This window comes from Acinetobacter sp. LipI_19 (genome assembly GCF_058242925.1).
The window spans coordinates 136,683-158,303 of record NZ_JBZAYK010000001.1; the positions used below are offsets into that span (position 1 = coordinate 136,683).

17 protein-coding genes and 8 tRNA genes are annotated in these 21,621 nt (G+C 37.9%); 19 read left to right on the forward strand and 6 right to left on the reverse strand.

Annotation, left to right across the window (positions count from 1 at the left end; genetic code table 11):
• The first annotated feature begins 13 nt into the window (after positions 1-13).
• From AC4CVF_RS00655 to AC4CVF_RS00665, 3 genes are all read left to right on the forward strand, one after another.
• Positions 14-751, forward strand: a complete 738-nt coding sequence (locus AC4CVF_RS00655; RefSeq protein ID WP_336954663.1) for a hypothetical protein — start codon at positions 14-16, stop codon at positions 749-751.
• A 26-nt stretch (positions 752-777) separates the two neighbouring features.
• The gene (locus AC4CVF_RS00660; RefSeq protein ID WP_490788753.1) at positions 778-3,267 is read left to right on the forward strand and encodes a DUF6160 family protein; all 2,490 of its coding nucleotides are present in this window, start codon (positions 778-780) and stop codon (positions 3,265-3,267) included.
• 95 nt (positions 3,268-3,362) lie between these two features.
• Positions 3,363-4,310: a DUF6160 family protein gene (locus AC4CVF_RS00665; protein ID WP_336954661.1), complete on the forward strand. Its 948-nt coding sequence runs from the start codon at positions 3,363-3,365 to the stop codon at positions 4,308-4,310.
• 69 nt (positions 4,311-4,379) lie between these two features.
• Here the strand turns inward: AC4CVF_RS00665 and AC4CVF_RS00670 are convergent, their stop codons facing one another.
• A complete protein-coding gene (locus AC4CVF_RS00670) occupies positions 4,380-6,095 on the reverse strand; it encodes a proline--tRNA ligase (protein ID WP_336954659.1) in 1,716 nt (571 codons plus the stop codon).
• A 247-nt stretch (positions 6,096-6,342) separates the two neighbouring features.
• A complete protein-coding gene (locus AC4CVF_RS00675; protein WP_336954658.1) occupies positions 6,343-6,984 on the reverse strand; it encodes a hypothetical protein in 642 nt (213 codons plus the stop codon).
• A 284-nt stretch (positions 6,985-7,268) separates the two neighbouring features.
• Here AC4CVF_RS00675 and pilG point away from each other — a divergent pair, with 284 nt between their 5' ends.
• The 6 genes from pilG (at position 7,269) to AC4CVF_RS00705 (ending at position 15,834) form a co-directional block, all read left to right on the forward strand.
• Complete coding sequence (gene pilG, locus AC4CVF_RS00680; protein WP_004723803.1) at positions 7,269-7,652, forward strand: twitching motility response regulator PilG; 384 nt, start codon at positions 7,269-7,271, stop codon at positions 7,650-7,652.
• A 20-nt stretch (positions 7,653-7,672) separates the two neighbouring features.
• Positions 7,673-8,041: a response regulator gene (locus AC4CVF_RS00685; protein WP_336954657.1), complete on the forward strand. Its 369-nt coding sequence runs from the start codon at positions 7,673-7,675 to the stop codon at positions 8,039-8,041.
• A 3-nt stretch (positions 8,042-8,044) separates the two neighbouring features.
• The gene (locus tag AC4CVF_RS00690) at positions 8,045-8,581 is read left to right on the forward strand and encodes a chemotaxis protein CheW (RefSeq protein ID WP_336954656.1); all 537 of its coding nucleotides are present in this window, start codon (positions 8,045-8,047) and stop codon (positions 8,579-8,581) included.
• 43 nt (positions 8,582-8,624) lie between these two features.
• Positions 8,625-10,694, forward strand: coding sequence for a methyl-accepting chemotaxis protein (locus AC4CVF_RS00695; protein ID WP_336954655.1), 2,070 nt, complete (start codon positions 8,625-8,627; stop codon positions 10,692-10,694).
• Positions 10,695-10,837: 143 nt separating this feature from the next.
• A complete protein-coding gene (locus AC4CVF_RS00700) occupies positions 10,838-15,361 on the forward strand; it encodes a hybrid sensor histidine kinase/response regulator (RefSeq protein ID WP_490788754.1) in 4,524 nt (1,507 codons plus the stop codon).
• Positions 15,362-15,369: 8 nt separating this feature from the next.
• Complete coding sequence (locus tag AC4CVF_RS00705; RefSeq protein ID WP_419329189.1) at positions 15,370-15,834, forward strand: hypothetical protein; 465 nt, start codon at positions 15,370-15,372, stop codon at positions 15,832-15,834.
• A gap of 74 nt (positions 15,835-15,908) precedes the next feature.
• Here AC4CVF_RS00705 and dapE read toward each other — a convergent pair whose 3' ends face one another.
• The 3 genes from dapE to AC4CVF_RS00720 all read right to left on the reverse strand — a co-directional run bounded on the left by dapE (position 15,909) and on the right by AC4CVF_RS00720 (position 18,300).
• Entirely contained in the window at positions 15,909-17,042 is a 1,134-nt protein-coding gene (gene dapE, locus AC4CVF_RS00710) for a succinyl-diaminopimelate desuccinylase (protein WP_490788755.1), read from the reverse strand.
• Positions 17,043-17,197: 155 nt separating this feature from the next.
• The gene (locus AC4CVF_RS00715) at positions 17,198-17,338 is read right to left on the reverse strand and encodes an entericidin A/B family lipoprotein (protein ID WP_490788756.1); all 141 of its coding nucleotides are present in this window, start codon (positions 17,336-17,338) and stop codon (positions 17,198-17,200) included.
• A 128-nt stretch (positions 17,339-17,466) separates the two neighbouring features.
• Positions 17,467-18,300 (reverse strand): DUF1853 family protein, encoded by an 834-nt coding sequence (locus AC4CVF_RS00720; protein ID WP_490788757.1) that lies wholly within the window; start codon positions 18,298-18,300, stop codon positions 17,467-17,469.
• A 226-nt stretch (positions 18,301-18,526) separates the two neighbouring features.
• Here AC4CVF_RS00720 and AC4CVF_RS00725 point away from each other — a divergent pair, with 226 nt between their 5' ends.
• From AC4CVF_RS00725 to AC4CVF_RS00770, 10 genes are all read left to right on the forward strand, one after another.
• On the forward strand, positions 18,527-18,925 hold the full coding sequence (locus AC4CVF_RS00725) for a YbaN family protein (protein WP_336954645.1): 399 nt from the start codon (positions 18,527-18,529) through the stop codon (positions 18,923-18,925).
• A 274-nt stretch (positions 18,926-19,199) separates the two neighbouring features.
• Positions 19,200-19,275, forward strand: a tRNA-Val gene (locus AC4CVF_RS00730).
• Positions 19,276-19,299: 24 nt separating this feature from the next.
• Positions 19,300-19,376, forward strand: a tRNA-Asp gene (locus AC4CVF_RS00735).
• A gap of 45 nt (positions 19,377-19,421) precedes the next feature.
• Positions 19,422-19,491, forward strand: a tRNA-Asp gene (locus AC4CVF_RS00740).
• A 73-nt stretch (positions 19,492-19,564) separates the two neighbouring features.
• Positions 19,565-19,640, forward strand: a tRNA-Val gene (locus AC4CVF_RS00745).
• Positions 19,641-19,648: 8 nt separating this feature from the next.
• A tRNA-Asp gene (locus AC4CVF_RS00750) sits at positions 19,649-19,725 on the forward strand.
• 107 nt (positions 19,726-19,832) lie between these two features.
• Positions 19,833-19,908 (forward strand) — tRNA-Val (locus tag AC4CVF_RS00755).
• A gap of 8 nt (positions 19,909-19,916) precedes the next feature.
• Positions 19,917-19,993: transfer RNA gene (locus tag AC4CVF_RS00760), tRNA-Asp, on the forward strand.
• A 182-nt stretch (positions 19,994-20,175) separates the two neighbouring features.
• Positions 20,176-20,251 (forward strand) — tRNA-Val (locus tag AC4CVF_RS00765).
• 75 nt (positions 20,252-20,326) lie between these two features.
• Positions 20,327-20,791 carry a DUF2750 domain-containing protein gene (locus tag AC4CVF_RS00770; protein WP_419328179.1) on the forward strand — a complete coding sequence of 155 codons (465 nt, stop codon included), beginning with the start codon at positions 20,327-20,329 and terminating at the stop codon, positions 20,789-20,791.
• Positions 20,792-20,831: 40 nt separating this feature from the next.
• Here the strand turns inward: AC4CVF_RS00770 and AC4CVF_RS00775 are convergent, their stop codons facing one another.
• Positions 20,832-21,617, reverse strand: coding sequence for a YdcF family protein (locus AC4CVF_RS00775; protein ID WP_419820024.1), 786 nt, complete (start codon positions 21,615-21,617; stop codon positions 20,832-20,834).
• Between the last annotated feature and the right edge of the window lie 4 nt (positions 21,618-21,621).

Here is a 21,621-nt window from a genome sequence, read left to right on the forward strand (position 1 = left end):
AAGGAGAAATATGATGAAAAAAAGTGTGCTTCTTATTTTAACCAGTTTGGTAAGTTTTCATTTGGCCGCTATGGAAGCTTTAACTGATTCTGATTTGCAACAGGTTGAGGGGCAAGCTGGCGCAGATTTATCTTTAAAATTGGTGTTGAATCAGGTTAATGCAAGTGACTCATATTACGCTACTGGAAATGCTTATAAGTTCGATAGTGATACTGGTGGGGTGTGTGCAAAATTAGAGTTTTGCCGCTTAGCACTTTCAGTAAACAATAGATATGTAGATGCTGGTGGCGCTGCAAACAGTGTCAGTGGCAACAAACTGTGGGTGGTATTTAAAGGAATTCAAGGTACGATTAATATTCAGAAACTTGGATTAGATGGTGTGGACTTAGTCTACAGAGGTATTGACGCTGCTGGGACACCATGGATTAAACCTGCGATTCAGCTGGGTTTTGATGCAACAAATCCAATTCAAATTCGAAACTTTGGTTTTAATGCATTATCGATTGAAAAGGATGAGTTCACAAGCCAGACCAATGCAAATGGAACAGTCACTGAAAACTCTTCTGGAGCAACAGCCGATAAGTACGGCTATTTAAAAAAGACCATCTATGATGCAACGACTGCAGCCAACTCCACTTATGACCAAGGTAACGAAACCGGTTTTATGGGCATGCGTATGAATGGAAATTTGGCATTGCAAGGTAAAATCATGATGTTTAGTTGTAATTCTACGAGTAACAAGCGTTGCTAAGATAAAGTAAATCTGAGGGTTTAGGAATGAACATAAAAAAACAAGACCATGGAAAAAGATTTATTTTAAATACATTAGCTTTGAGCTTGTTGGCTATACATATACCAGCTTATGCGTTGCAAGCTTTAGATGATAGTGATTTAAGAAACGTAAATGGTCAAGATGGTGTACATATTGAGGCAAGCTTAAAAGAAGCCAATATTAAAACATTATATTGGACAGATCAGGTCGGTCGCGCAGAATCAGATGCAACCAGTCAAGCGCTTATTGCAACAGCAGATACGGTTAAAATACAACAGAGCAATACTTCTACAGATCCATTAAAAGCCGATATGAAGCTTAATATAGGGACTGTTGCAGGAAAAACTGGAGTGAATTTAGATTTATCCCTCTCTCCTATGCTTATGACTGTCGATTCATTTCGTGTTTGTGATAGTGATCCAAGTGGAGCACGTTGTAGTGCAAAACTGGGCAATTTAGCGGTACAAACGGCGTCAAATACAAGTATTGGATTAAAAACCAGCAATGGCCTTTTAAGTAAAACAGATCAGGTTGAGCTGACTTTAGGACTTCAAAATGCCAACATCTATTTGGGGCAGAGTAGTGCAAAAAGTGAGTTAAATCAACTAATTCTAAAAAACTTTAATTTTAATTTTAAAGGTAAAGGCTTTGCATTTATAGATGCCGCTGAAGGTTTTAAATTACAAACGAATTCTGGAAGCAATATAGCAGGTGCAAGTCAGGCACCCGATACTAATTATGGCTATGTGGATTTAACACGAGTGGTTGATCCAGCTTCATCAAAAGCAGGTTTTATTAATACAGGTAGTTATGGAAACGGAAGTTCTACAACAAATGCCGGACTAAACCTTGAAATTATGGTGAATAATAAAGGAATAAATCCTACCTCTCTTTATGATGTAGATAATTATAATACGCCAACGGGAGCAAAAGGACTGATTCGCGTAGGTGCAAGTGGGCGTATGGTGAATGGCTCACTCCAATTTCGTGGTGTGCAAAATGCCAGTAGTTTAATTGGTTCTGCTGTTAATTCGAGTGGTACAGATACAGGAAAAGATATCGTTGGTAGTTCAGGTATCGCCTTTCGTATGAAGACGGATTTCACCAAAGAGGGCGATACTATGCTGACTGGCGGTGGAGATGCAACAACTTTGGAAATTGGTGGTGCAGGATTAAATAGTTATGGCTTCGAGTTTGGTAATTTAACAGGTTTACAAAAAGGAACTCGTGCTTCTTTTGATACGGGAAATATTTTTTTAAACCTAACTGATTCTAAGCAAGTCATCATACCTGTAAATGCAACCTTTCAAAATTCAAGTTTTGGTAATGGTCAAGCTTTAACCAGTTTGAATGATTATAAACAAGATATTTATACGACCCTATCGGCAGCTAATCGTCCTTATGCTGTGGTAGCTTCAATCCGTGGTGGAGAGTTCCAAGCCATCTCCAGACGAGGACGATTTACTACTACTGCTGGTGTTGCCGCGGGGAATTTATTTACCGAGAACGGTCTAAATAATCGATGGGGGCTGGCTTTACCATTTTATAACTTAAATGCTAATTTAGCGATGTATGGTACAACAGTTGATGCTGATAAAGCCTATTACTACTTAACTGATGGTACTAAAAACAGTGTAGCAGCAACAGCTGGTACTCAAACCTCTCGACTTGGATTTTCTTTAGGTCTTAGTACGGACGGTTTGGATAAAAATGGGACAACTAAGCTTGGCAATAAAACCACATCTATTCTGGTGATTGATGGTGGTCAGGTGAAAAATGATGCTGGTGTTCCTATAGCAGGTACTTCTAGGGACTATTATTTAGGCTTAAGAAACATTGATATGTTGCTGAAAGGGAATGGCAGCATAGGCGTTGAGAATGGAAGTTTAAATTTAAGTTTAAAAAACATGCTGGTGGTAATGGCGGCAGAAGTGGCAGCAGGTTATTTGCCTGGAACCACATATGCATCATGTGCTGGTGGTATTGCGACAGCAAGTGTAGCTTGTGGAAATAAGCGTGTTTCAGATTCTAATAATTTCGCCAAAAGTGATGATGTGCTATTTGGTCTAAAACTTCGCTTTGGTGGTGATATGGATTTGTCACTTATTCCAAATAGTGAAATTAAAGCAGATGGAACAGGAAATCGTTTAACTGTGGTCGGCGATTTAAAATTGGCAACTACAAATAATACAATTCAAATTAGTGATCCAGCAAATGGTTCTACACTTGGTTTAGATAACTTGACAGGCGATATTCGTTTTAACAATGCGATTGTGATCAGCAAAAACTCAACCACTGGGAATGGTCAGGTTGGATTTAATGCAAGTTTACAATTTAATCCAACACAATCGGTTGATGGTGTATTTAGAGCGAGAGATTTAAACTTTTATCCACCTTCAATGAATGGTGCTTTGGTTTCAGGTGCGCGTTTAGGTGAAATGGCGTTGACAGGTGGTCGTTTAACCAGTGAATTCAACATTATTCCACGGAACTAATGCGTTATTGGTCGGGTTATGCTTTTATCATAAAGAATTTCTGATTAGACTGTGACGTGGTAGGCAGTATATAAATTTTCCTAAGGATTAGGATAATGAAAAAAAATAGAAAGCTAGGATGTATATCATTATTGATACTAAGTCCAGTTGCGATGGCAATGGAACCTATGGATGATCAAAGTCTTTCCCAAACAACAGGGCAAGATGGAATTAATGTTGGTATAAATCTGAGTAAGGTTCAACTGAATCAACTGTCAATCATTGATCGTGATGGATTTGGTTCGACTGTGAATGATGCCAATAAAGCATCCCTAGTTCTTGCGGGTAAAAGTGCAACTACTGTTGCTGACCAAAGCGTTAATATTACTTTTCTTGGGGCTTCAAATACCCCAACCATGAATATTGTCATGGACACAGATAGTGGAATAAGTGGTAAACCTTTTGCCAATATAGGAATGAGCTTTGCAAGCAATATTTCGGGTATTAAAGTTTCACCATTTGCACTTTACTTGGTTGGGGCGAATTCATCTTCTGGGCCTACAGGATCTCAATCTATTTTTACAGGAACCAGTGAAAAGTCAGATGTCATTAAATTTTTAAAAATGGACAACGGTTTTGATATTAACTTTACTGCAGCTAAACCATCGATTAATTTGCAGCTTGGAAATGCACCTCAAGGACGTATGATTGTATTTGGTGGGGCAATTCAATCAATTTGTGGTACGGGAACAGGCTGTGCTATTACACTTTTATCGGATGATAGTGATATTGGTGCAAATTTTAATTTCCAGTTAACAGGAACAGATAAAACCAATGGTTTTTCATTAAAAGGTTTCTATGCTGGTGTTGAACCAACAGGTTTTGTATTTGGTAATACAGGTGAATCGAGTAAGTTTGATCTTGGAATCAATCAGATGATTATGGGAACAAGTGGAGCAAGTGCAGCAGGAGCTTTTAATGGTTTGCAAAATGGCTCGATGGGGAACTTTGGGGCAATCGGGACATCCGTTACAGATTTAAAAGTAAAAATTAATGGGCTGTAATAATGTTTTATAAATAGTAAAGTATTAAAAAACCCGCATGCAGTGGGTTTTTTAATACTATTGAAAAAACTATTTTACTAATTTAGCCAATAACTCATCTTTACTTAGATTTATAGATTCTGCATCTCTACGACCTTTATATTCGAAAGTACCAGCATCTAAGCCTTTTTCACCAATGACAATACGGTGAGGAATACCCGTTAACTCTAAGTCAGAGAATTTAACGCCTGGACGTTCATTACGATCATCGAGTAAAACATCGTAGCCTGCAGCCTGTAATTCAGCATAAAGTATTTCAGCAGCCTCAAGTGTACGTGGAGATTTTTGAGCATTCATTGGAACAATTGCAACTTCAAAGGGTGCAATCGCAGATGGCCAAATAATACCTTTCTCATCAAAGTTTTGTTCTATTGCTGAAGCGACTACACGTGTTACACCAATCCCGTAACACCCCATCGTCACGACTAAAGGTTTGCCATCATCACCTAAAACTTTACAACCTAATGCTTCAGAATATTTTGTACCTAATTGGAAAATATGACCAACTTCAATACCTCGTTTAATTAAAATTGTTCCTTGACCATCTGGAGAGGGATCACCTTCAACCACATTACGTAAGTCAAAAACTTCTGTAAATTTTGCATCACGCTCCCAATTTATTCCAGTTGCATGTTTATCAACTTCATTGGCACCAGCAACAAAATCAGAAAGTACTGAGGCTGCACGGTCAACAATTACAGTTAAACCTTTATCTACGAGTCCTTGTGGACCACAGAATCCTGCGGTTAAACCTAGAGCATTCAGTTGAGCATCTGTTGCAAATGTTAAAGGTGCAGCAATGAGTGGATGCTTTTCAGCTTTAATTTCATTAAGCTCGTGGTCGCCACGTAAGAATAACGCGATAACTGGGACATGGCCCTTTTCATCAACAACACCTTGTACAAGTAAGGCTTTTACAGATTGAGCTGGATCTGTATTTAAAAATACAGAAACGTCAGCAATTGTTTTTTTATTTGGTGTATCTACAATTTTTAGATCTTGAGTTGGTTCAGCACGCTCACCAGTCAATACTGCTTCAGCCATTTCAACATTGGCCGCATAGTCCGATACTGTTGAAAAGGCGATATCGTCTTCGCCACTTGAAGCAAGTACATGAAACTCATGTGAACCTGAACCACCAATGGAGCCAGTGTCAGCTTGAACAGGGCGAAAATTTAAACCTAAGCGTGTGAAAATTCGGCAATATGTGTCATACATGACATCATAAGTTTCTTGTAATGAGGCTTGATCGACATGAAAAGAATAGGCATCTTTCATAATAAATTCACGAGAACGCATTACGCCGAAACGTGGACGAATTTCATCACGGAATTTAGTTTGAATTTGATAAAAATTCATCGGAAGTTGTTTATAACTTTTTAATTCATTACGAGCTAAATCTGTGATGACTTCCTCATGTGTAGGACCTAATACAAAATCATTGCTATGACGGTCTTTAAAACGCAGCAGTTCTGGACCATATTGTACATAACGACCAGATTCCTCCCATAGCGAAGCTGGTTGTGTTACGGGCATTAATGTTTCCAAAGAGCCTGCACGATTCATTTCCTCACGAACAATCGCTTCAACTTTATTGAGCACACGCACACCCATTGGCAGCCAAGTGTATAAACCTGAAGCCAATTTACGGATCATCCCAGCACGTAACATGAGCTGATGTGAAATGACTTCAGCATCATTTGGGGTTTCTCTTAACGTTGCAAATAAAAAGCGACTCGCGCGCATGGAAACTGTCCTAAAATTTTTAGATTTAAAAAAGGATTATACGATAAAAAAATACGATAAAAAAATAAGCTGAACATTTTTAATGATTGTTTAAATTGAAAACTTTATATTCTTACGCTATCGATGTGATCTGACTTTGCTTTTAACTTAAAAGCATCCAACATTGCGGGTGGCTGTTCTCAAAGTTTAGATTTTTTGTTAAGATTTCTTTAATAATAAAGCTGAAAAACTTTTAATTAAAAGGTGATTATTCAAGCTTTTTGAGACGGTTAATAATATCATCATAGTGTGTTTGGGTAGAGCGATAGTTGTTTTGTAGGTTTTCGATATAATTTTTTGTTTTTTCGATATTTTCTGAGTTGTATTTGATCCGATCTTTAAGTGTTACAGGGACGGTATTTCCTTTGCGATAATATTCCATTTCCTGTCGTTTAAGTATAATTCTTGCACTTTGAAGCTGTTTAAGTGTTTGGTTTTGGAGTGCTATTTGTTGTTTTAGACTGTTTAGAAGTTCATTTCTTTTGTTGATTGCAACAGATGAGTTGCCATAAGCACGCTTTAAACGTGCATCTTGTTCTAACTTACGTACTTCAGATGCGCGTGAAGTCGATTGTTGCAAATCTTTTTCGACATTATAAGCTTGGTTGCGTTTGATGACTTGCATATTGCGATCAAGTGCTTCATAACCATTTTTAATGTGTGCCGGTGTAACCGATGTGCTGATGTTAGCAACCCCATTTTTATCATAATACCTATACCATACTGCCTTAGCCGGAGGTGTATCAGCATAGACCGATAACGTGTAAATAAGTAAGCAAACTGAGAGCAAAATACTGAATATTTTTTTTATTTTTGAACCTAAATTTTGGTAATAGATTATTCTATCCATTTAAAGTCTGCCATCCCCAAAAAATCAATGTAAGTTATATGATTTTGAAACTATCTTTGGCCATTTTATGTGGTTACAAAATTTTAATAAACAATTAACTTCTAAAAAAAAGCATAATATTTTTTTTTATGTGAGCTTTGCTGTGTTTTACTGTTTGAAGTGAGATTTCCGACAAGAAATGCTCATTGATAAAGTGAGTTAATATATGTTAAAAAAACATGCTTAATTGTAAAAATAAATCTGTACAGCACAATTCATTCCAAGCTTACGGAAAGGGGCATTAAATGGACGATAAATTTCAAAATTTAAAAGTCATGGTGATCGATGATTCTAAAACTATTCGTCGTACTGCTGAAACATTATTACAAAGAGAAGGTTGTGAGGTTGTCACTGCTGTAGACGGTTTTGAAGCTTTATCTAAAATTGCTGAAGCAAATCCAGATATTGTTTTTGTCGATATCATGATGCCTCGTCTTGATGGCTATCAAACCTGCGCTTTGATTAAAAATTCTCAAAATTATCAAAATATTCCAGTCATCATGTTATCAAGTAAAGATGGCCTGTTTGATCAAGCAAAAGGTCGTGTTGTCGGTTCGGACGAATATTTAACAAAACCATTTAGTAAAGATGAACTATTAAATGCTATTCGCAATCATGTAACTGCTTAACGGTTAATTTGGGGGAAATAATGACAAAAATTTTAATAGTTGATGATTCACCGACAGAAATGTTTAGATTTAAAGAAATTCTAGCTAAACATGGATTCGAGGTGATTGAAGCGACCAATGGGGCAGATGGTATAACACTCGCGCAAGCTGAATTGCCTGATCTTGTTTTAATGGATGTTGTTATGCCAGGTGTAAATGGTTTCCAAGCGACTCGTCAGATCGCGCGCGGTGCGGCCACCAAGCATATTCCAATTGTGATTGTAAGTACTAAAGATCAAGAAACCGACCGCGTTTGGGGAAAACGTCAAGGGGCTTGTGACTACTTAACAAAGCCAATTGATGAGAATCAGCTGATCAATACGATTAAGCAACATCTACAAGCAGGGTAGTGTATGGCAGCAAATGGATTTATCGAATTACTTCGATTGTCTAAGCGAGGAAATAAAAATTACGCTGACAATGAAAATGAAGTAAACCGATGGTCAGGCATTGCATTTGAAATGATGGGGCAATATTTTGTTGCTCCTTTGGGTGAGGTTTCAGAAGTTATTTATCCGCCAAAATATACACCTGTTCCTAATGTTCAAGGTTGGGTGAAAGGTTTAGCAAATATTCGCGGACGATTATTATCAGTTTCTGATTTGGCTTTTTATTTAACGGGGCATAGAAGCCAATTTCTACCTACTCAAAAAGTCTTATGTATTAGTCATAATGACCACTATGTTGGGCTGATCGTAGATCAGGTTTTGGGGATTCAACATTTTAATAAAAAAGGTTTTTTTTCTAAAAACAATGAATTAGAAGAAAACCTTCAAACTTACTGTCAGGGATATTTTCAGCAGCATAATCAAGCTTGGAATATATTCTTATTTAGTCGTTTGTTAAATGATCCTCAATACATGAATGCATCAGAAAAATTTATAAACTAGCTTTGACGCCTAATTAAGAGTTAAGCGAATCGGGAGAAGCTGAATGGGCTTTAAACTAAAGAAGAAAAATACAGGGGATACTGCTCAAAAAAGTAGTTCAGGTGTAGTAACCAAAACCAAATCAAAAATTGATGAATTTGCAAAGTTGTTTGGGGAAAGCGACAAATCTAAGCCATTTATTCAAATGGCCATTGCCAGTATCATCGTTGCGATTATTTTGCTTTTGGTTTTATTCTATACAGTTCCTCGAAATAACGACTTAACTCGTAGTTTGGGTGAATTAAAACTTTTATCACAGACATTATCTCGTCAAGCAACTGAAGCGACGGCATCTGGTTCAGCAGAATCAATTAGTGCTTTAGTTACATCACAAAAGAAATTTAAAGAAAACTTAGATGTCGTCAAAGATATTCATGCGTCTTCAAAACAAGTAGAGGGTGTTGAAAAAATTTGGCAACAAGTTTCTGCTGATATCGACATGATCGCGACACATCAGAAAATTATTAACCAATTATATGATACCAACATTGCTGTTGCTGATGTGATTCCTGGGATGCAGGCTGAATATAACGCAATGGTTGACCAGATGGCTCGTGATAATATGCCAAGTACCCAGGTTGTCATCGCGAAGAACCAAGTATTTCTTGCGGAACGTATTTTACGTTCTATTGGTTCAGTACTAGGTGGTTCTGATAATACACGTGCTTCAGCTGACGACTTTAATGCGGATACCGAAACTTTTGGTACCTACTTAAATGCTCAATTAGATGGTAGTGCTGATTTAGGTGTAACACGTATTGATAAACCTGAACTACGCGAGTCTTTAGAGAGTATTAAAGCTGATTACAATGAAATTGTGCAACTTGCTTCGACTTCTGTATTGAAGAACTCGGATCAGATTTTTAAAGTACGTCAAGCATCGTCAGACATCTTTGCTCAATCGGATAATTTATTAAAAGGTTTGGATCGACTTTCAGTGAATACTGGTGTGGGTACGATTTTACCTGCATTGATTTTAATCCTTGCCCTCGTCGCATTTTTATTTGCAGTATTTAAACTACTCGGTTTACGTAGTGAGTCGGATAAAGTCCGTGTAACACGCTTACAAGATGAGTATGACCGTAACCAGAATGCGATTTTACGTTTACTTGATGAAATTGCCGATTTGGCAGATGGTGATTTAAGTTCGTATGCAACAGTATCGGAAGACTTTACGGGTGCTATTGCCGATTCGATTAACTTTGCGATTGACCAATTACGTGATCTGGTATCTCGAATTAACGATACTTCTCAAGAAGTTGCACAATATACTCAGAATACGCAACAGATTACTAACCAATTGGCTGAAGCCTCTGAGCATCAGGCTCAAGAGATTGCAGGGGCATCAACAGCGATTAATGAAATTGCACAGTCCATTGACCACGTATCTGCAAATGCGGCTGAATCAGCAGAAGTAGCACAGCGTTCAGTACAAATTGCATCCAATGGTGCAGATGTGGTAAACCGCTCAATCGAAGGTATGGATACCATTCGTGAACAGATTCAAGAAACTTCTAAGCGTATTAAACGTTTGGGTGAATCTTCTCAAGAGATTGGTAACATTGTATCGCTAATTAATGATATTGCCGACCAAACCAACATTCTGGCATTGAATGCAGCAATTCAGGCATCTATGGCTGGTGAAGCGGGACGTGGTTTCGCTGTGGTTGCGGATGAGGTACAGCGCCTTGCTGAACGTTCAGCATCTGCAACGAAACAGATTGAAACGCTGGTTAAAACCATTCAGACCGATACCAACGAAGCTGTAATTTCAATGGAACAAACCACATCGGAAGTTGTGCGTGGTGCGAACCTTGCAAAAGATGCGGGCGTTGCTTTGGGTGAAATTCAAACGGTATCAAGTAATTTGGCTGGTTTGATTGAAAGTATTTCTGAGTCGGCTAAATTGCAGTCTGCTTCAGCAGGTCATATTGCAAATACGATGAATGTCGTACAAGAAATTACTTCACAAACTACAGGGGCAACGTTTGATACAGCCCGTTCGGTTTCTGAATTGGCAAGTATGGCGGATTCATTACGTCAATCAGTTTCAGACTTTAAATTACCTGACTAAAACGATTGATACTTTATACGTGCAATATCTCCTGTAACAAGTGGGTATTGCACTGAATGGAAAGCCTTCTAAAGCCATTCAGATTGACTGTATTTTGAAAGGTTTTAGTCCCAAAGACGGGAACTAACATAGAAGCCTGAGCTATGAAAGAAATATTAAAACATTTAGTGGAACATGTCACTTTACCTGAAGATGAGTATCTTGGTCAGGATGATGAAATTTTAGAAATTTTTGTAGAAGAACTCGAAGAAATTTTTGAATTGTTACAAACGTCTCTTGATCGCTGGCAACTCGAAGAGTTTAAAGATACAGAATTGGTCAATATTCGCCGTTATTTTCATACTCTTAAAGGGTCTGGACGCATGGTGGGGGCTAAACGTTCTGGTGAGCTTGCTTGGACTGTTGAAGATACATTAAATCGTACTATTACGAAAAATCTGGAACTTACTGCTGAGATTCAACAATATGTACGCGCAGTATTTAATATTTATAAGTTTAAACTGTATTCAGAGTTTTTAAATAGAAAACCGCATCATTTAGCTTTAGCACCTTTGGTGTATTTGGGGCAACAATTACAACAGAAACAAAGCTTAGAACCTGCTTTAGGCGAGTTACTGGCATTATCAAATACACTAGATAATGAAAATGTCATTACGGGGTTGGAGATTGGCGAAGATACGGTAATAGCAGACCTAATCTCTATGACAACTCCGCATGTGATTGATCCAGTTGTAAGTGGTTCCTTAAATACTGTTGAAGATGTAGTGCTTGAATCGACGATTTTAGATGATAGTTTAACATCTGAAACCTTGGAGATTTTTGTCGAAGAGTCAGAGGAACATCTGGCGGCAATTAAAGACTTTTTGCACTTAGAAGAACATACGCCTGATCAATATAATCGCTTGATTCGTGCCTTACATACTTTGCGTGGTAGTTCTTCAATGGCGCATGTCAATGAGGTCTTTGAAGCAAGTGGTAAAGTAGAGCATTTATTTAAAGTATTGGTTCAAGAAGATACTGAATCTTCAAAAAATGAAAATGCTTTACTAACCTACTATGCTGAATTTGTCAGTGACTATCTCTATGTTTTAAAGCTGAAAGGTAATCAAGCCATTGAGCTGAAAACTATATATCAAAAATTTAATGATGCTTGGGAGCGTTATGATTTCCAACACCAATACCAGCATTCACAAACGGGGTTAGTCACACAATTAGTTGATCTGGAGATTGATCTACTGTTAGATGCCGAGTTTGAGTTTGATAAGCGAGCCCAAGTTGAATATCCAGCATATTTCCAACAGCTAACACAACAAGCACAGATGCTGATTGATCATACTAATAATCGTGCTGCACAAGGCATCCATGATTTTAGTCTGGCTTTAAAAGATGGCTATGAGCAAGTTATTCGCAAGCCTGATTTATTAAATACTGATTATGCTTTTGAAATGTTTTCTAAGGCGCATCAAGAATTTATTCATTTATTCGACACCTTGGCCTCAGGCCAACGGGTCAGCTTAAATGATTCAACACAAGCGATTCTGGCTGAGTTACATGACTATTTACACCAAGAAATAGACACAAGTATTGATGATCAGACTATTGAAACAAGTATAGAGCCGGAAATTGAGCAACAGTCAAGTACAGTATTCATTGAAGTAAATCCTGTTGAATCAGTGGGTAATTATGTACTGACACAAATTAATCTTGATAAACAGAATATTGACTCAGAGCATAGTCAGCGTGAATTTGATGCAGATGTCTTAGACATTTTTATTGAAGAAGCGGATGAGTTGTTGGTTGGGATGGATCATGACTTAAATACTTGGTCAAGCCATCCTGATGACACAACTGCATTAAATAATTTGATGCGTTATTTGCATACCTTAAAAGGTGGGGCAAATATGGTTCAAGCCACCTTTATTGGTTTGATTGCACATGAGTTAGAAACGATTTATGAACGAGTGATCAAAGGTCAGCTCAAAGCTGAACCACATCTTATTCAATCTATTCGTTTAATTCAGGATGATGTGGCAGATCGTATTCAATTGATTCGTGAAAAAGCAATCGATTATCCTGCGACTCACATTCTCAATGTTTTACAAAATATTGATCAGCAACGTCCGATTGACACGAGCCAAGCTTCAACAGCACTTGAATCGCAATTTACCCATGATTTATCAGATTTGCATGAAGTTGAATATATTGAAGATGAAATTGTTTTAACGAAAGATCCAATATCGGAACAGCTTGAAATTGAACAATCTGATAAAGATCATCAATCAGCAATTAATGATCATCACTTGTTTGTAGATATTGATCAAGATCTGAATTTGGATCCTGTTGAAATGATTGCTCAAGAAACTTTTATTGAAGAGGCTCGAGAGCTGATTGATGAAGGTCTAAGCATTTTAACTCAATGGTTTGATCATCGAAGTAATCGTAGCTTCTTACTCCAATTACAACGTATTGCACACAGCTTAAAAGGTGGTGCGAAGATGGTGAAATTGGAAGAAGTCGCAGATATTGCTTATGAGTTGGAAAATGCATTTGAACAATTTGGTTTACATAATTTTAACTCAAATGTTTATGATGGCTTGCTGGAAAAAACCTTTCATTGGCTAGATACAGCTATTTTTAAACATGATTATGACAACTTTGAAAGCTTAAAATCGAGTTTAAATAGCATTGAATATGTTGATGTATCTGCACAGCTTCCAGAAAAATTATCCCGTACCAATTTAATTTTTGAGCAATCAATTAATGAGTTTGTTCAGGGGGATGGCACTGAGCCACCGTCAATGTTGGGTGAATGGGATCTTTCACAAAAAACTGAATCCAACAATGAGATGATCCGTATCTCTGCGGATTTAGTCGAAAAAATGATTGATCTTTCTGGTGAGAATGCAATTAACCGTTCACGTATTGAGATGGATCTAGGGCAGTTAGGTAATACCTTGACTGATATGGAGTTGGCAATCCAACGTTTGGCTGATCAGCTACGCCGAATGGAAGGCGAGTTGGAAAGTCAAATCATTGCAAAACATGGTGATTTAAGCTCTCGTTATGCCGATTTTGACCCTTTAGAAATGGATCAATATTCATCTCTAAATCAGTTATCAAAATCGCTGGCTGAATCTGCATCTGACTTGGTTGATTTTAAGACCACACTGGCTGAAAAGATTCGTGATACTGAAGGCTTATTGCTGCAGCAATCTCGTATTCAAGCTGAAATTCAGGAAAGCTTGATGCGTACTCGTCTTGTACCATTCTCAAGATTGTTACCTCGATTACAGCGCTTGGTTCGCCAGACCTCTTCAACAGTTAATAAGCCCACTGAGCTTTTAGTCAATAATACTGAAGGGGAATTGGACCGCAATATTCTGGAAAAGTTAGTTTCGCCGTTAGAACATATGCTACGTAATGCGATTGACCACGGGATAGAAGATGCCGAACAGCGTCAGAAATCTGGCAAAGCGTTGACAGGTCGAATTGATTTGAATATTAGTCGTCAAGGTACAGATGTGCTTGTATCGTTTAAAGATGATGGTAAAGGAATTGATCCAAAAGTTATTCGTGACAAAGCGATCGAAAAAGGGTTGATCAAAACTGATCAACAGTTAGAGCCTGAGGAAATACTTCAGTTTATTTTCCATCCTGGTTTCAGTACAGCACAGCAAGTAACACAAATCTCTGGTCGTGGTGTTGGCTTGGATGTCGTGCAAAGTGAAATTAAATCACTTGGTGGACAAGTGAGTGTCAGTTCTGAATTAGGTTACGGCTCAACCTTTACAATTACTGTACCCACAACAGTTGCGGTTAGTGATGCCTTGATGGTGAAAGTGGGTGATCAGCAATTTGCAGTGCCATTATCGCAAATTGATCGTATTGTTCGAATTTCTCCAGCTGCTTTGGAAGAGTATTTTGAAACTCAAAATGACTATTTTGACATCGATTTCCAGAGCTATAAACTACGTTATTTAGGTGAGTTCACAGCGAGTCAAGTCACTCCACGTTTACACGGGCTTGCACATTCATTACCGGTATTGTTGATCAAGGGAAGCTTAGGGCAATCCATTGCCATTCTTGTCGATCAATTAATTGGTTCACGCTCACAAATTGTGGTCAAACCAATTGGTAAGCAGTTTGCAACAATCAATGCGATTGCAGGTGCAACCATTCTTGGTGATGGGCAGGTTTGTTTGATTCTTGATGGGCAAAATATTGCACGACAGGTTCAGGCATCTACTCGTAGTAGTGCTGAACATCTTCAACAGGACAAACAACGTCATCGTGATCAACGCCGTTTGATTATGATTGTGGATGACTCAGTTACAGTTCGTAAGGTCACTTCACGTTTGCTAGAGCGTCAAGGTTTCGATGTGATTACTGCCAAAGATGGCGTGGATGCGATTGAGCAACTTGAAAATGTCAAACCAGACTTGATGTTGCTGGATATTGAAATGCCTCGAATGGATGGCTTTGAAGTCACAAATTTGGTTCGCCACCATGAAATTCACCGCGATTTGCCTATTATTATGATTACGTCACGAACAGGGGAAAAACATCGTGAACGTGCATTTAGCTTAGGGGTGACAAATTATATGGGTAAACCATTCCAAGAAGCTGATTTATTGGAAAATATTGATGCTTTGTTGACGGTTAAATAGGAGCACTCATGATAAAGAATATCGAAAAATCTTCCATTGATAAAATTAGCACACGAGAATTACAGCACTTAATTACGGTGTCTACTGGATTTATTGATGCATATATTATTGATTGTTATGATAAAGCACCGATGTTGTTACCACAAAATGTGGTGCTTTCTGCTCAGAATAGTCCGACCTATGTTAATGTCGTAGAATGGCATGAAAAGAAGTTACCGACTTTTAGTGTGAATGATCCTAAAAAGACACTGGGTGTCGCATTGATCATTGAAGGGGAAGACGCAGATGAGCGTTTTGCCTTGATGTGCAATGAAATGCCAAGTTCGATACGGTTACGTATTTCTGAAGTAGTCGATGCAGAGGATACAGTTAAAGATAAAACTATTTTACAGTATGTGAAAATTGGTGATCAGACTTATCATGTGCCAGATCTAGATCAAATTCAGTTACAGATTGGGATAAAGAAGACTTAATCTGTCATAACTCCAAAGAATATCAATAAAAAGGACGCGTTTGCGTCCTTTTTATTGATTGAAAATTATAAAACTTAAGCAAGTAATTCGACTAAGATTTGTTCGTAGATCTCAGCTAATGGCTCTAATTCATCAATGTTTACATGTTCATTAATTTGGTGAATAGTTGCATTCAAAACACCTAACTCTAGCACTTGAGCACCTGTAGGCGCAATAAAACGTCCATCAGAAGTCCCACCACTGGTTGATAGTTTGGTCTCTGTTCCTGTCACGTTCTTAATTGCAGTTTGTGCAGCATTGACCAACTCGCCAACTGGAGTTAAGAACGGCAAACCTGATAAAGTCCATTCAATATCATATTCAACATTATGAAGATTTAGAATTTCAACAACGCGTCGTTTAAGCTGATCCGCAGTAACTTCAGTAGAATAACGGAAGTTAAAGGTTACTGTCATGCTGCCAGGTACAACATTGGTTGCTCCAGTACCTGCTTGAATATTGGAAATCTGAAAAGAAGTTGCTGGGAAATACTCATTGCCATTGTCCCAAACAGTATCACATAATTCAGATAAGGCTTTTGATGCAGTATGAATTGGGTTAATGGCTAAATGTGGATAGGCAACATGACCTTGCTTACCTTTTACAGTTAATACTGCATTTAATGAGCCACGACGACCATTTTTTACTATATCCCCCAACGTATCTGTACTTGAAGGCTCACCTACCAGACACCATGTCATTTTTTCATTACGTGCTTCTAAAGTTTCAACTACTTTAACCGTACCATTGATAGAAGGGCCTTCTTCATCAGAAGTAATTAAAAAAGCAATAGAACCTTTATGGTTGGGATGATTTTTCACAAAACGTTCTGATGCAACCACCATTGCGGCCAATGCTGTTTTCATATCTGCACTACCACGACCATAAAGTTTACCATCTCGAATTTCAGGTAAGAATGGATCAGACTCCCATGCATCTAGATGCCCTGTAGGTACCACATCGGTATGACCTGCAAAACAGAAAACTGGAGATGCTGTTCCGCGTCTTGCCCAAAGATTATCAACATCCTCAAAACGCATATTTTCAATATTAAAGCCGATAGCAGATAGACGATCTGCCATAATGGTTTGGCAAGTGTGATCTATAGGTGTCACAGAAGGCTGGCGAAGAAGTTGTAAACTCAGTTCTAAAGTATCCGAATGATTCATGGACATTGATCAAGTAAGTAAATTGAATAATATAATAGAGGAAGATAAAACCGAATGAAAACCTAAAAACGAGAGAAAGTAGAAAACTATTTAAATCAGCATTAAAAAGCCTTATCTAATTAGATAAGGCTCATGTTGTAGAATAAAATTGAGAATTACAATTTATTTTCAACTTTTTCTGCAGAATTCGATACAGCATCCCCCGCTTTAGAGACATCCTTGCCAACACCTTTAAATGTGTTGCAACCAGCTAAAATAAAAGCGAATAACATTGAAACTGCTAAAATTTTTTTCATTACTATCTCCGTGTTTCACGCGTTAATTAGAATTTTAGTATACGAGTATCTCGTAAATATATCGTTATGCTTTTATGAGTGAATTCGTTAATCCATGTATAAGAAACGTGAATAATTAAGCATTTATGTCAAAAGAAAATACCAGAGGGGGCTTGGCGGTACATATAAAATTGTAGGGTACTTGTGTTGTGATATAAGCCATTACACCACCATTGTGCAACAGGTGAGCTTTGCTCTAGATCTGGACAAATCCATTCATGCCGCTGTAACCGATAATACCCTGTTTCAATATGATGACCCCACTGTCCCAATCGATGTTGAGTATTGATCCATGAGGGAAGTACAGTAAGGTCTGCAAGATTTGGCAAATAAAGTTGTCCTTTCATTATAGCCAGCCTCTTTTCAATTTTAAAATCTAAAGCCTGTGTAAATTGAAATTGTTTTTTTGAGAAATGATTAAGTTTTCGTAAAAGAGTGTCACTACGGTTTAGACCATACCAATGCATTAATTGTAAGTTTGATTCGCCTAAATAGTACTTTAAAGCAACTTCCCAATGCTCGATCTGTTTTGTGGCCTGATTACGAACAAGGAAATCAATTTCGCCTAATGTATTCTTTGCTTCAATGATTTGGATACTATGCTGAATGAGTTGATAATGTTGATTGGCTTCATCTTGCAACCAGAACCAAAATAAATATTCAAAACGTAACCCTAAACGTGTACTTTTGAGTTGTTGCAAAAATTCAATGAGTGGGGTGGGGTCGTGATCGAGTTGATCTAAGCGCGTTTGAAAATCTATATATTGTTGTTGCCAAAACCCCGTGTCGTGTACTTCAAAACGATTTTTAATTTCTAATTCATCAGGCAGATGCTGAATAATATTGGGACTGGCAATGCAAAAAGCCAATTGACGAACAATAGGGTGTTTGTACTTTAACCAAGGCTCAAAGTAGTCTGTCATTGTATGCTGTCCTAAGCTGAGGACTCACTCAGTTTATTTTTAAAGAAAAGGTTTTTAGTGTATTGAGATTCAAGCAAATAAGTAGATATACATGCAAGCTCAATTTGACTGTATTGGAAATGATGAACATCGTGATTTTAAAATACAATGATTTCAATTGATTTAAAATATACTGGCAAAATCATTTGGGCGGTATACTAGTCGAATGGGCAGATTGAGTTAATCTATGAAAGTTTTGTTTTGGCGAACATTGGTGATTGTTTTTATTGTACTCGGGTTTATCGGGGCAATATTACCGGGAATGCCAACGACAGTTTTCCTCATCTTGGCAGCTTGGGCGGCATCAAAAGGTTGGCCACAGGTGGATGCTTGGTTACTCAATCATCCCAAATATGGTGCAACGCTTCGTGCATGGCGTGAAAATGGCACAGTACCACGTAAAGCAAAGTGGATCGCCAGTATTATGATGTTGATCAGTGGGGTGATTATGTTATTCACCAATGCGCCATTGGCTGTGAAAATTTTTACCGATGTGACCATGTTAATTGTGGCTATCTGGCTTTGGTTACGTCCTGAACCAAAACTTACTATAAAAAATCTGAATGAAGTGGATAAATCCGAATAGCCTTTATTCGGTATTTTTAATCACTGAAAATCTTATTAAGTCTAGATGAAATGAATAATACGATTAAAATAGTGATTAAATGATCAGCTAAATTTATTTAAATACAGGTTTTAAAACTTTATAAATAGATAAATAATAAACAAAAAACACCAATTAAAACAAAAATGATCTATTTTTTAATCACTCAAACCTAAAATAGGTAAAACATCGAGAAAAGCGTTTGACACTCAGTAAAGATTCTCTATAATGCACCTCACAAACGATGAAGTCGTTAGGGCGCTTAGCTCAGTTGGTAGAGCGTCTGCCTTACAAGCAGAATGTCGGCGGTTCGATCCCGTCAGCGCCCACCAAGCTTTAACGTTGAATTTTTTAGTGCAGCGGTAGTTCAGTTGGTTAGAATATCGGCCTGTCACGCCGAGGGTCGCGGGTTCGAGTCCCGTCCGCTGCGCCACTTAAATTCAATCATCGTATGTATAGCAATTTTATTGTTAAAAGTGCAGCGGTAGTTCAGTTGGTTAGAATATCGGCCTGTCACGCCGAGGGTTCGAGTCCCGTCCGCTGCGCCACTTTACAATGATTTTGTAGTAAGATGTAATACCTAATTAGAATTTAAATAGTTTTTTATTTTTTTCTAGTTTAGGGCGCTTAGCTCAGTTGGTAGAGCGTCTGCCTTACAAGCAGAATGTCGGCGGTTCGATCCCGTCAGCGCCCACCATATACAACGCAGCGGTAGTTCAGTTGGTTAGAATATCGGCCTGTCACGCCGAGGGTCGCGGGTTCGAGTCCCGTCCGCTGCGCCATTTATCTTTTTTCCTGAGATCAAGATATTTGGAAGTATAGGAATTTGAAAGAGAATTTTGTTTTCTTTTATCTTCTGATAAAGTAATATTGTGATGATCCTCACTCAGGGCGCTTAGCTCAGTTGGTAGAGCGTCTGCCTTACAAGCAGAATGTCGGCGGTTCGATCCCGTCAGCGCCCACCATATACAACGCAGCGGTAGTTCAGTTGGTTAGAATATCGGCCTGTCACGCCGAGGGTCGCGGGTTCGAGTCCCGTCCGCTGCGCCATTTATCTTTTTTCCTGAGATCAAGATATTTGGAACTGTAAGAATTCAAAGTTTTTGATTTTTAAAGATCAAATATTATATGCTTTGTATAGCTTATCCCCATCTTTAGGATAGAACTTAAAATTAAATCATCGATTTTCTATAGGTTCAAACAGAGTTAACAACTTTGTTCATCCTCGCTCAGGGCGCTTAGCTCAGTTGGTAGAGCGTCTGCCTTACAAGCAGAATGTCGGCGGTTCGATCCCGTCAGCGCCCACCATGTTTTCCGATCTAGTTATTTGTTTAGAACTTCTATATAATATATAAGCATAAGTATTTTAAGAATAAATTTTCAATGAGAAATCCATATCAACGTAAAGCTGCGTCCGCAACTCAAAAAAACTCAGTACAAACTCTAGATCAATACAAACATTTTGTGGAAACGATTGTTTCACAAACTAAGGTTTTTGTACTTTATGATGATGGTTGGGCTTTATGTGCATCACCTACCGGGCAACAGTCTTTAGCCGTTTGGCAAAGCCGAAATTTGGCACAAATTTTGATTAAAGATAACTGGAGCCGTTATGCGGTTCAAGAAATTGAACTCATTGTTTTTATTGAACAGATGATTCCTTTTATTAAACAAAATAATACTGCGATTTCTATAAATTTAACCCCAGAAGGGCAAAATATTTTAGTTTCAACAAATAAATTTCTACTTGATATAAAGAATTATTTATATCGAATGTATACGACTCAACCAGAACTATTTCAAAACAATAAGCGCTTGCCTTTACCACGTAAAATTCGCTTACATTAGTAAAGTCGTATACATAATCAACGTGATGGCGTTGAGCATTTTAATATTCGCCTAAAATCCAACCACTGATATAGGCAAAATACTCTCTTAACCATGCGTTATAGCGTGTCGTGAGTGGGGTTTCAGCGCCTACTGTAATGAAATTGTGATAGCCTTGTTTTCTTGCGATTGCTGCGGCACGTAAAGTATGAAAATCACTGGTGACAATTGCAATTTTAGAATTTAAAGTCAAATCATGTTCTTTTAAAATCGCTTGGCTATTTTTAAGATTTAAGTCAGTACTGGTGCTTTTATTTTCTTGTAAGATTCTACTGGCTTTGATTTGCAGATTTTCTTGTAAATATTGCGACATAATTTCTGCTTCAGTTTTTTCTTCACCAAAATCTAAACCACCACTGACAATGATCCAAGCCTGTGACTGTTGTTTGGCAATTTTACCCGCTTGATCTAAACGTTTTGCAAGAGTCGGTGAGGCTTTTCCTTGGGTAATGCCACTGCCTAAAACAATAAGCGCTTGTAGATCATTTTCTGTTGTGTTTTGTTGGGATTTCAAGTGGATATAGCTAAAGAAGCCGATTAAGCTGACTACCCAAATTGTAAATAGAACCCATCCTAAACGCCAGATTTTCTTTAACTTTAAGTGTTGTGCTAAATACTGCTGAATGCGTTGGCTCCATAGCGCTGTAGTGATAAAGACTAAGCCAATCAGCAAAGGGAGTATAGTTCCTAAGTGGATTTTTTTATATAAAATTAAAATAAATCCATCGAGGAATAAGACAAATCCCAGCAAAAAAAAGACAATGTAGAAGAGTTTATTGTTATACATGGGT

Coding starts and splice junctions, on each gene's coding strand:
- AC4CVF_RS00775 (WP_419820024.1), bottom strand. CDS start 21,617: ATGTATAACAATAAACTCTTCTACATTGTCTTTTTTTTGCTGGGATTT.
- AC4CVF_RS00705 (WP_419329189.1), top strand. CDS start 15,370: ATGATAAAGAATATCGAAAAATCTTCCATTGATAAAATTAGCACACGA.
- AC4CVF_RS00655 (WP_336954663.1), top strand. CDS start 14: ATGAAAAAAAGTGTGCTTCTTATTTTAACCAGTTTGGTAAGTTTTCAT.
- pilG (WP_004723803.1), top strand. CDS start 7,269: ATGGACGATAAATTTCAAAATTTAAAAGTCATGGTGATCGATGATTCT.
- AC4CVF_RS00660 (WP_490788753.1), top strand. CDS start 778: ATGAACATAAAAAAACAAGACCATGGAAAAAGATTTATTTTAAATACA.
- AC4CVF_RS00670 (WP_336954659.1), bottom strand. CDS start 6,095: ATGCGCGCGAGTCGCTTTTTATTTGCAACGTTAAGAGAAACCCCAAAT.
- AC4CVF_RS00770 (WP_419328179.1), top strand. CDS start 20,327: ATGAGAAATCCATATCAACGTAAAGCTGCGTCCGCAACTCAAAAAAAC.
- AC4CVF_RS00690 (WP_336954656.1), top strand. CDS start 8,045: ATGGCAGCAAATGGATTTATCGAATTACTTCGATTGTCTAAGCGAGGA.
- AC4CVF_RS00675 (WP_336954658.1), bottom strand. CDS start 6,984: ATGGATAGAATAATCTATTACCAAAATTTAGGTTCAAAAATAAAAAAA.
- AC4CVF_RS00720 (WP_490788757.1), bottom strand. CDS start 18,300: ATGACAGACTACTTTGAGCCTTGGTTAAAGTACAAACACCCTATTGTT.
- AC4CVF_RS00715 (WP_490788756.1), bottom strand. CDS start 17,338: ATGAAAAAAATTTTAGCAGTTTCAATGTTATTCGCTTTTATTTTAGCT.
- AC4CVF_RS00695 (WP_336954655.1), top strand. CDS start 8,625: ATGGGCTTTAAACTAAAGAAGAAAAATACAGGGGATACTGCTCAAAAA.
- dapE (WP_490788755.1), bottom strand. CDS start 17,042: ATGAATCATTCGGATACTTTAGAACTGAGTTTACAACTTCTTCGCCAG.
- AC4CVF_RS00685 (WP_336954657.1), top strand. CDS start 7,673: ATGACAAAAATTTTAATAGTTGATGATTCACCGACAGAAATGTTTAGA.
- AC4CVF_RS00700 (WP_490788754.1), top strand. CDS start 10,838: ATGAAAGAAATATTAAAACATTTAGTGGAACATGTCACTTTACCTGAA.
- AC4CVF_RS00665 (WP_336954661.1), top strand. CDS start 3,363: ATGAAAAAAAATAGAAAGCTAGGATGTATATCATTATTGATACTAAGT.
- AC4CVF_RS00725 (WP_336954645.1), top strand. CDS start 18,527: ATGAAAGTTTTGTTTTGGCGAACATTGGTGATTGTTTTTATTGTACTC.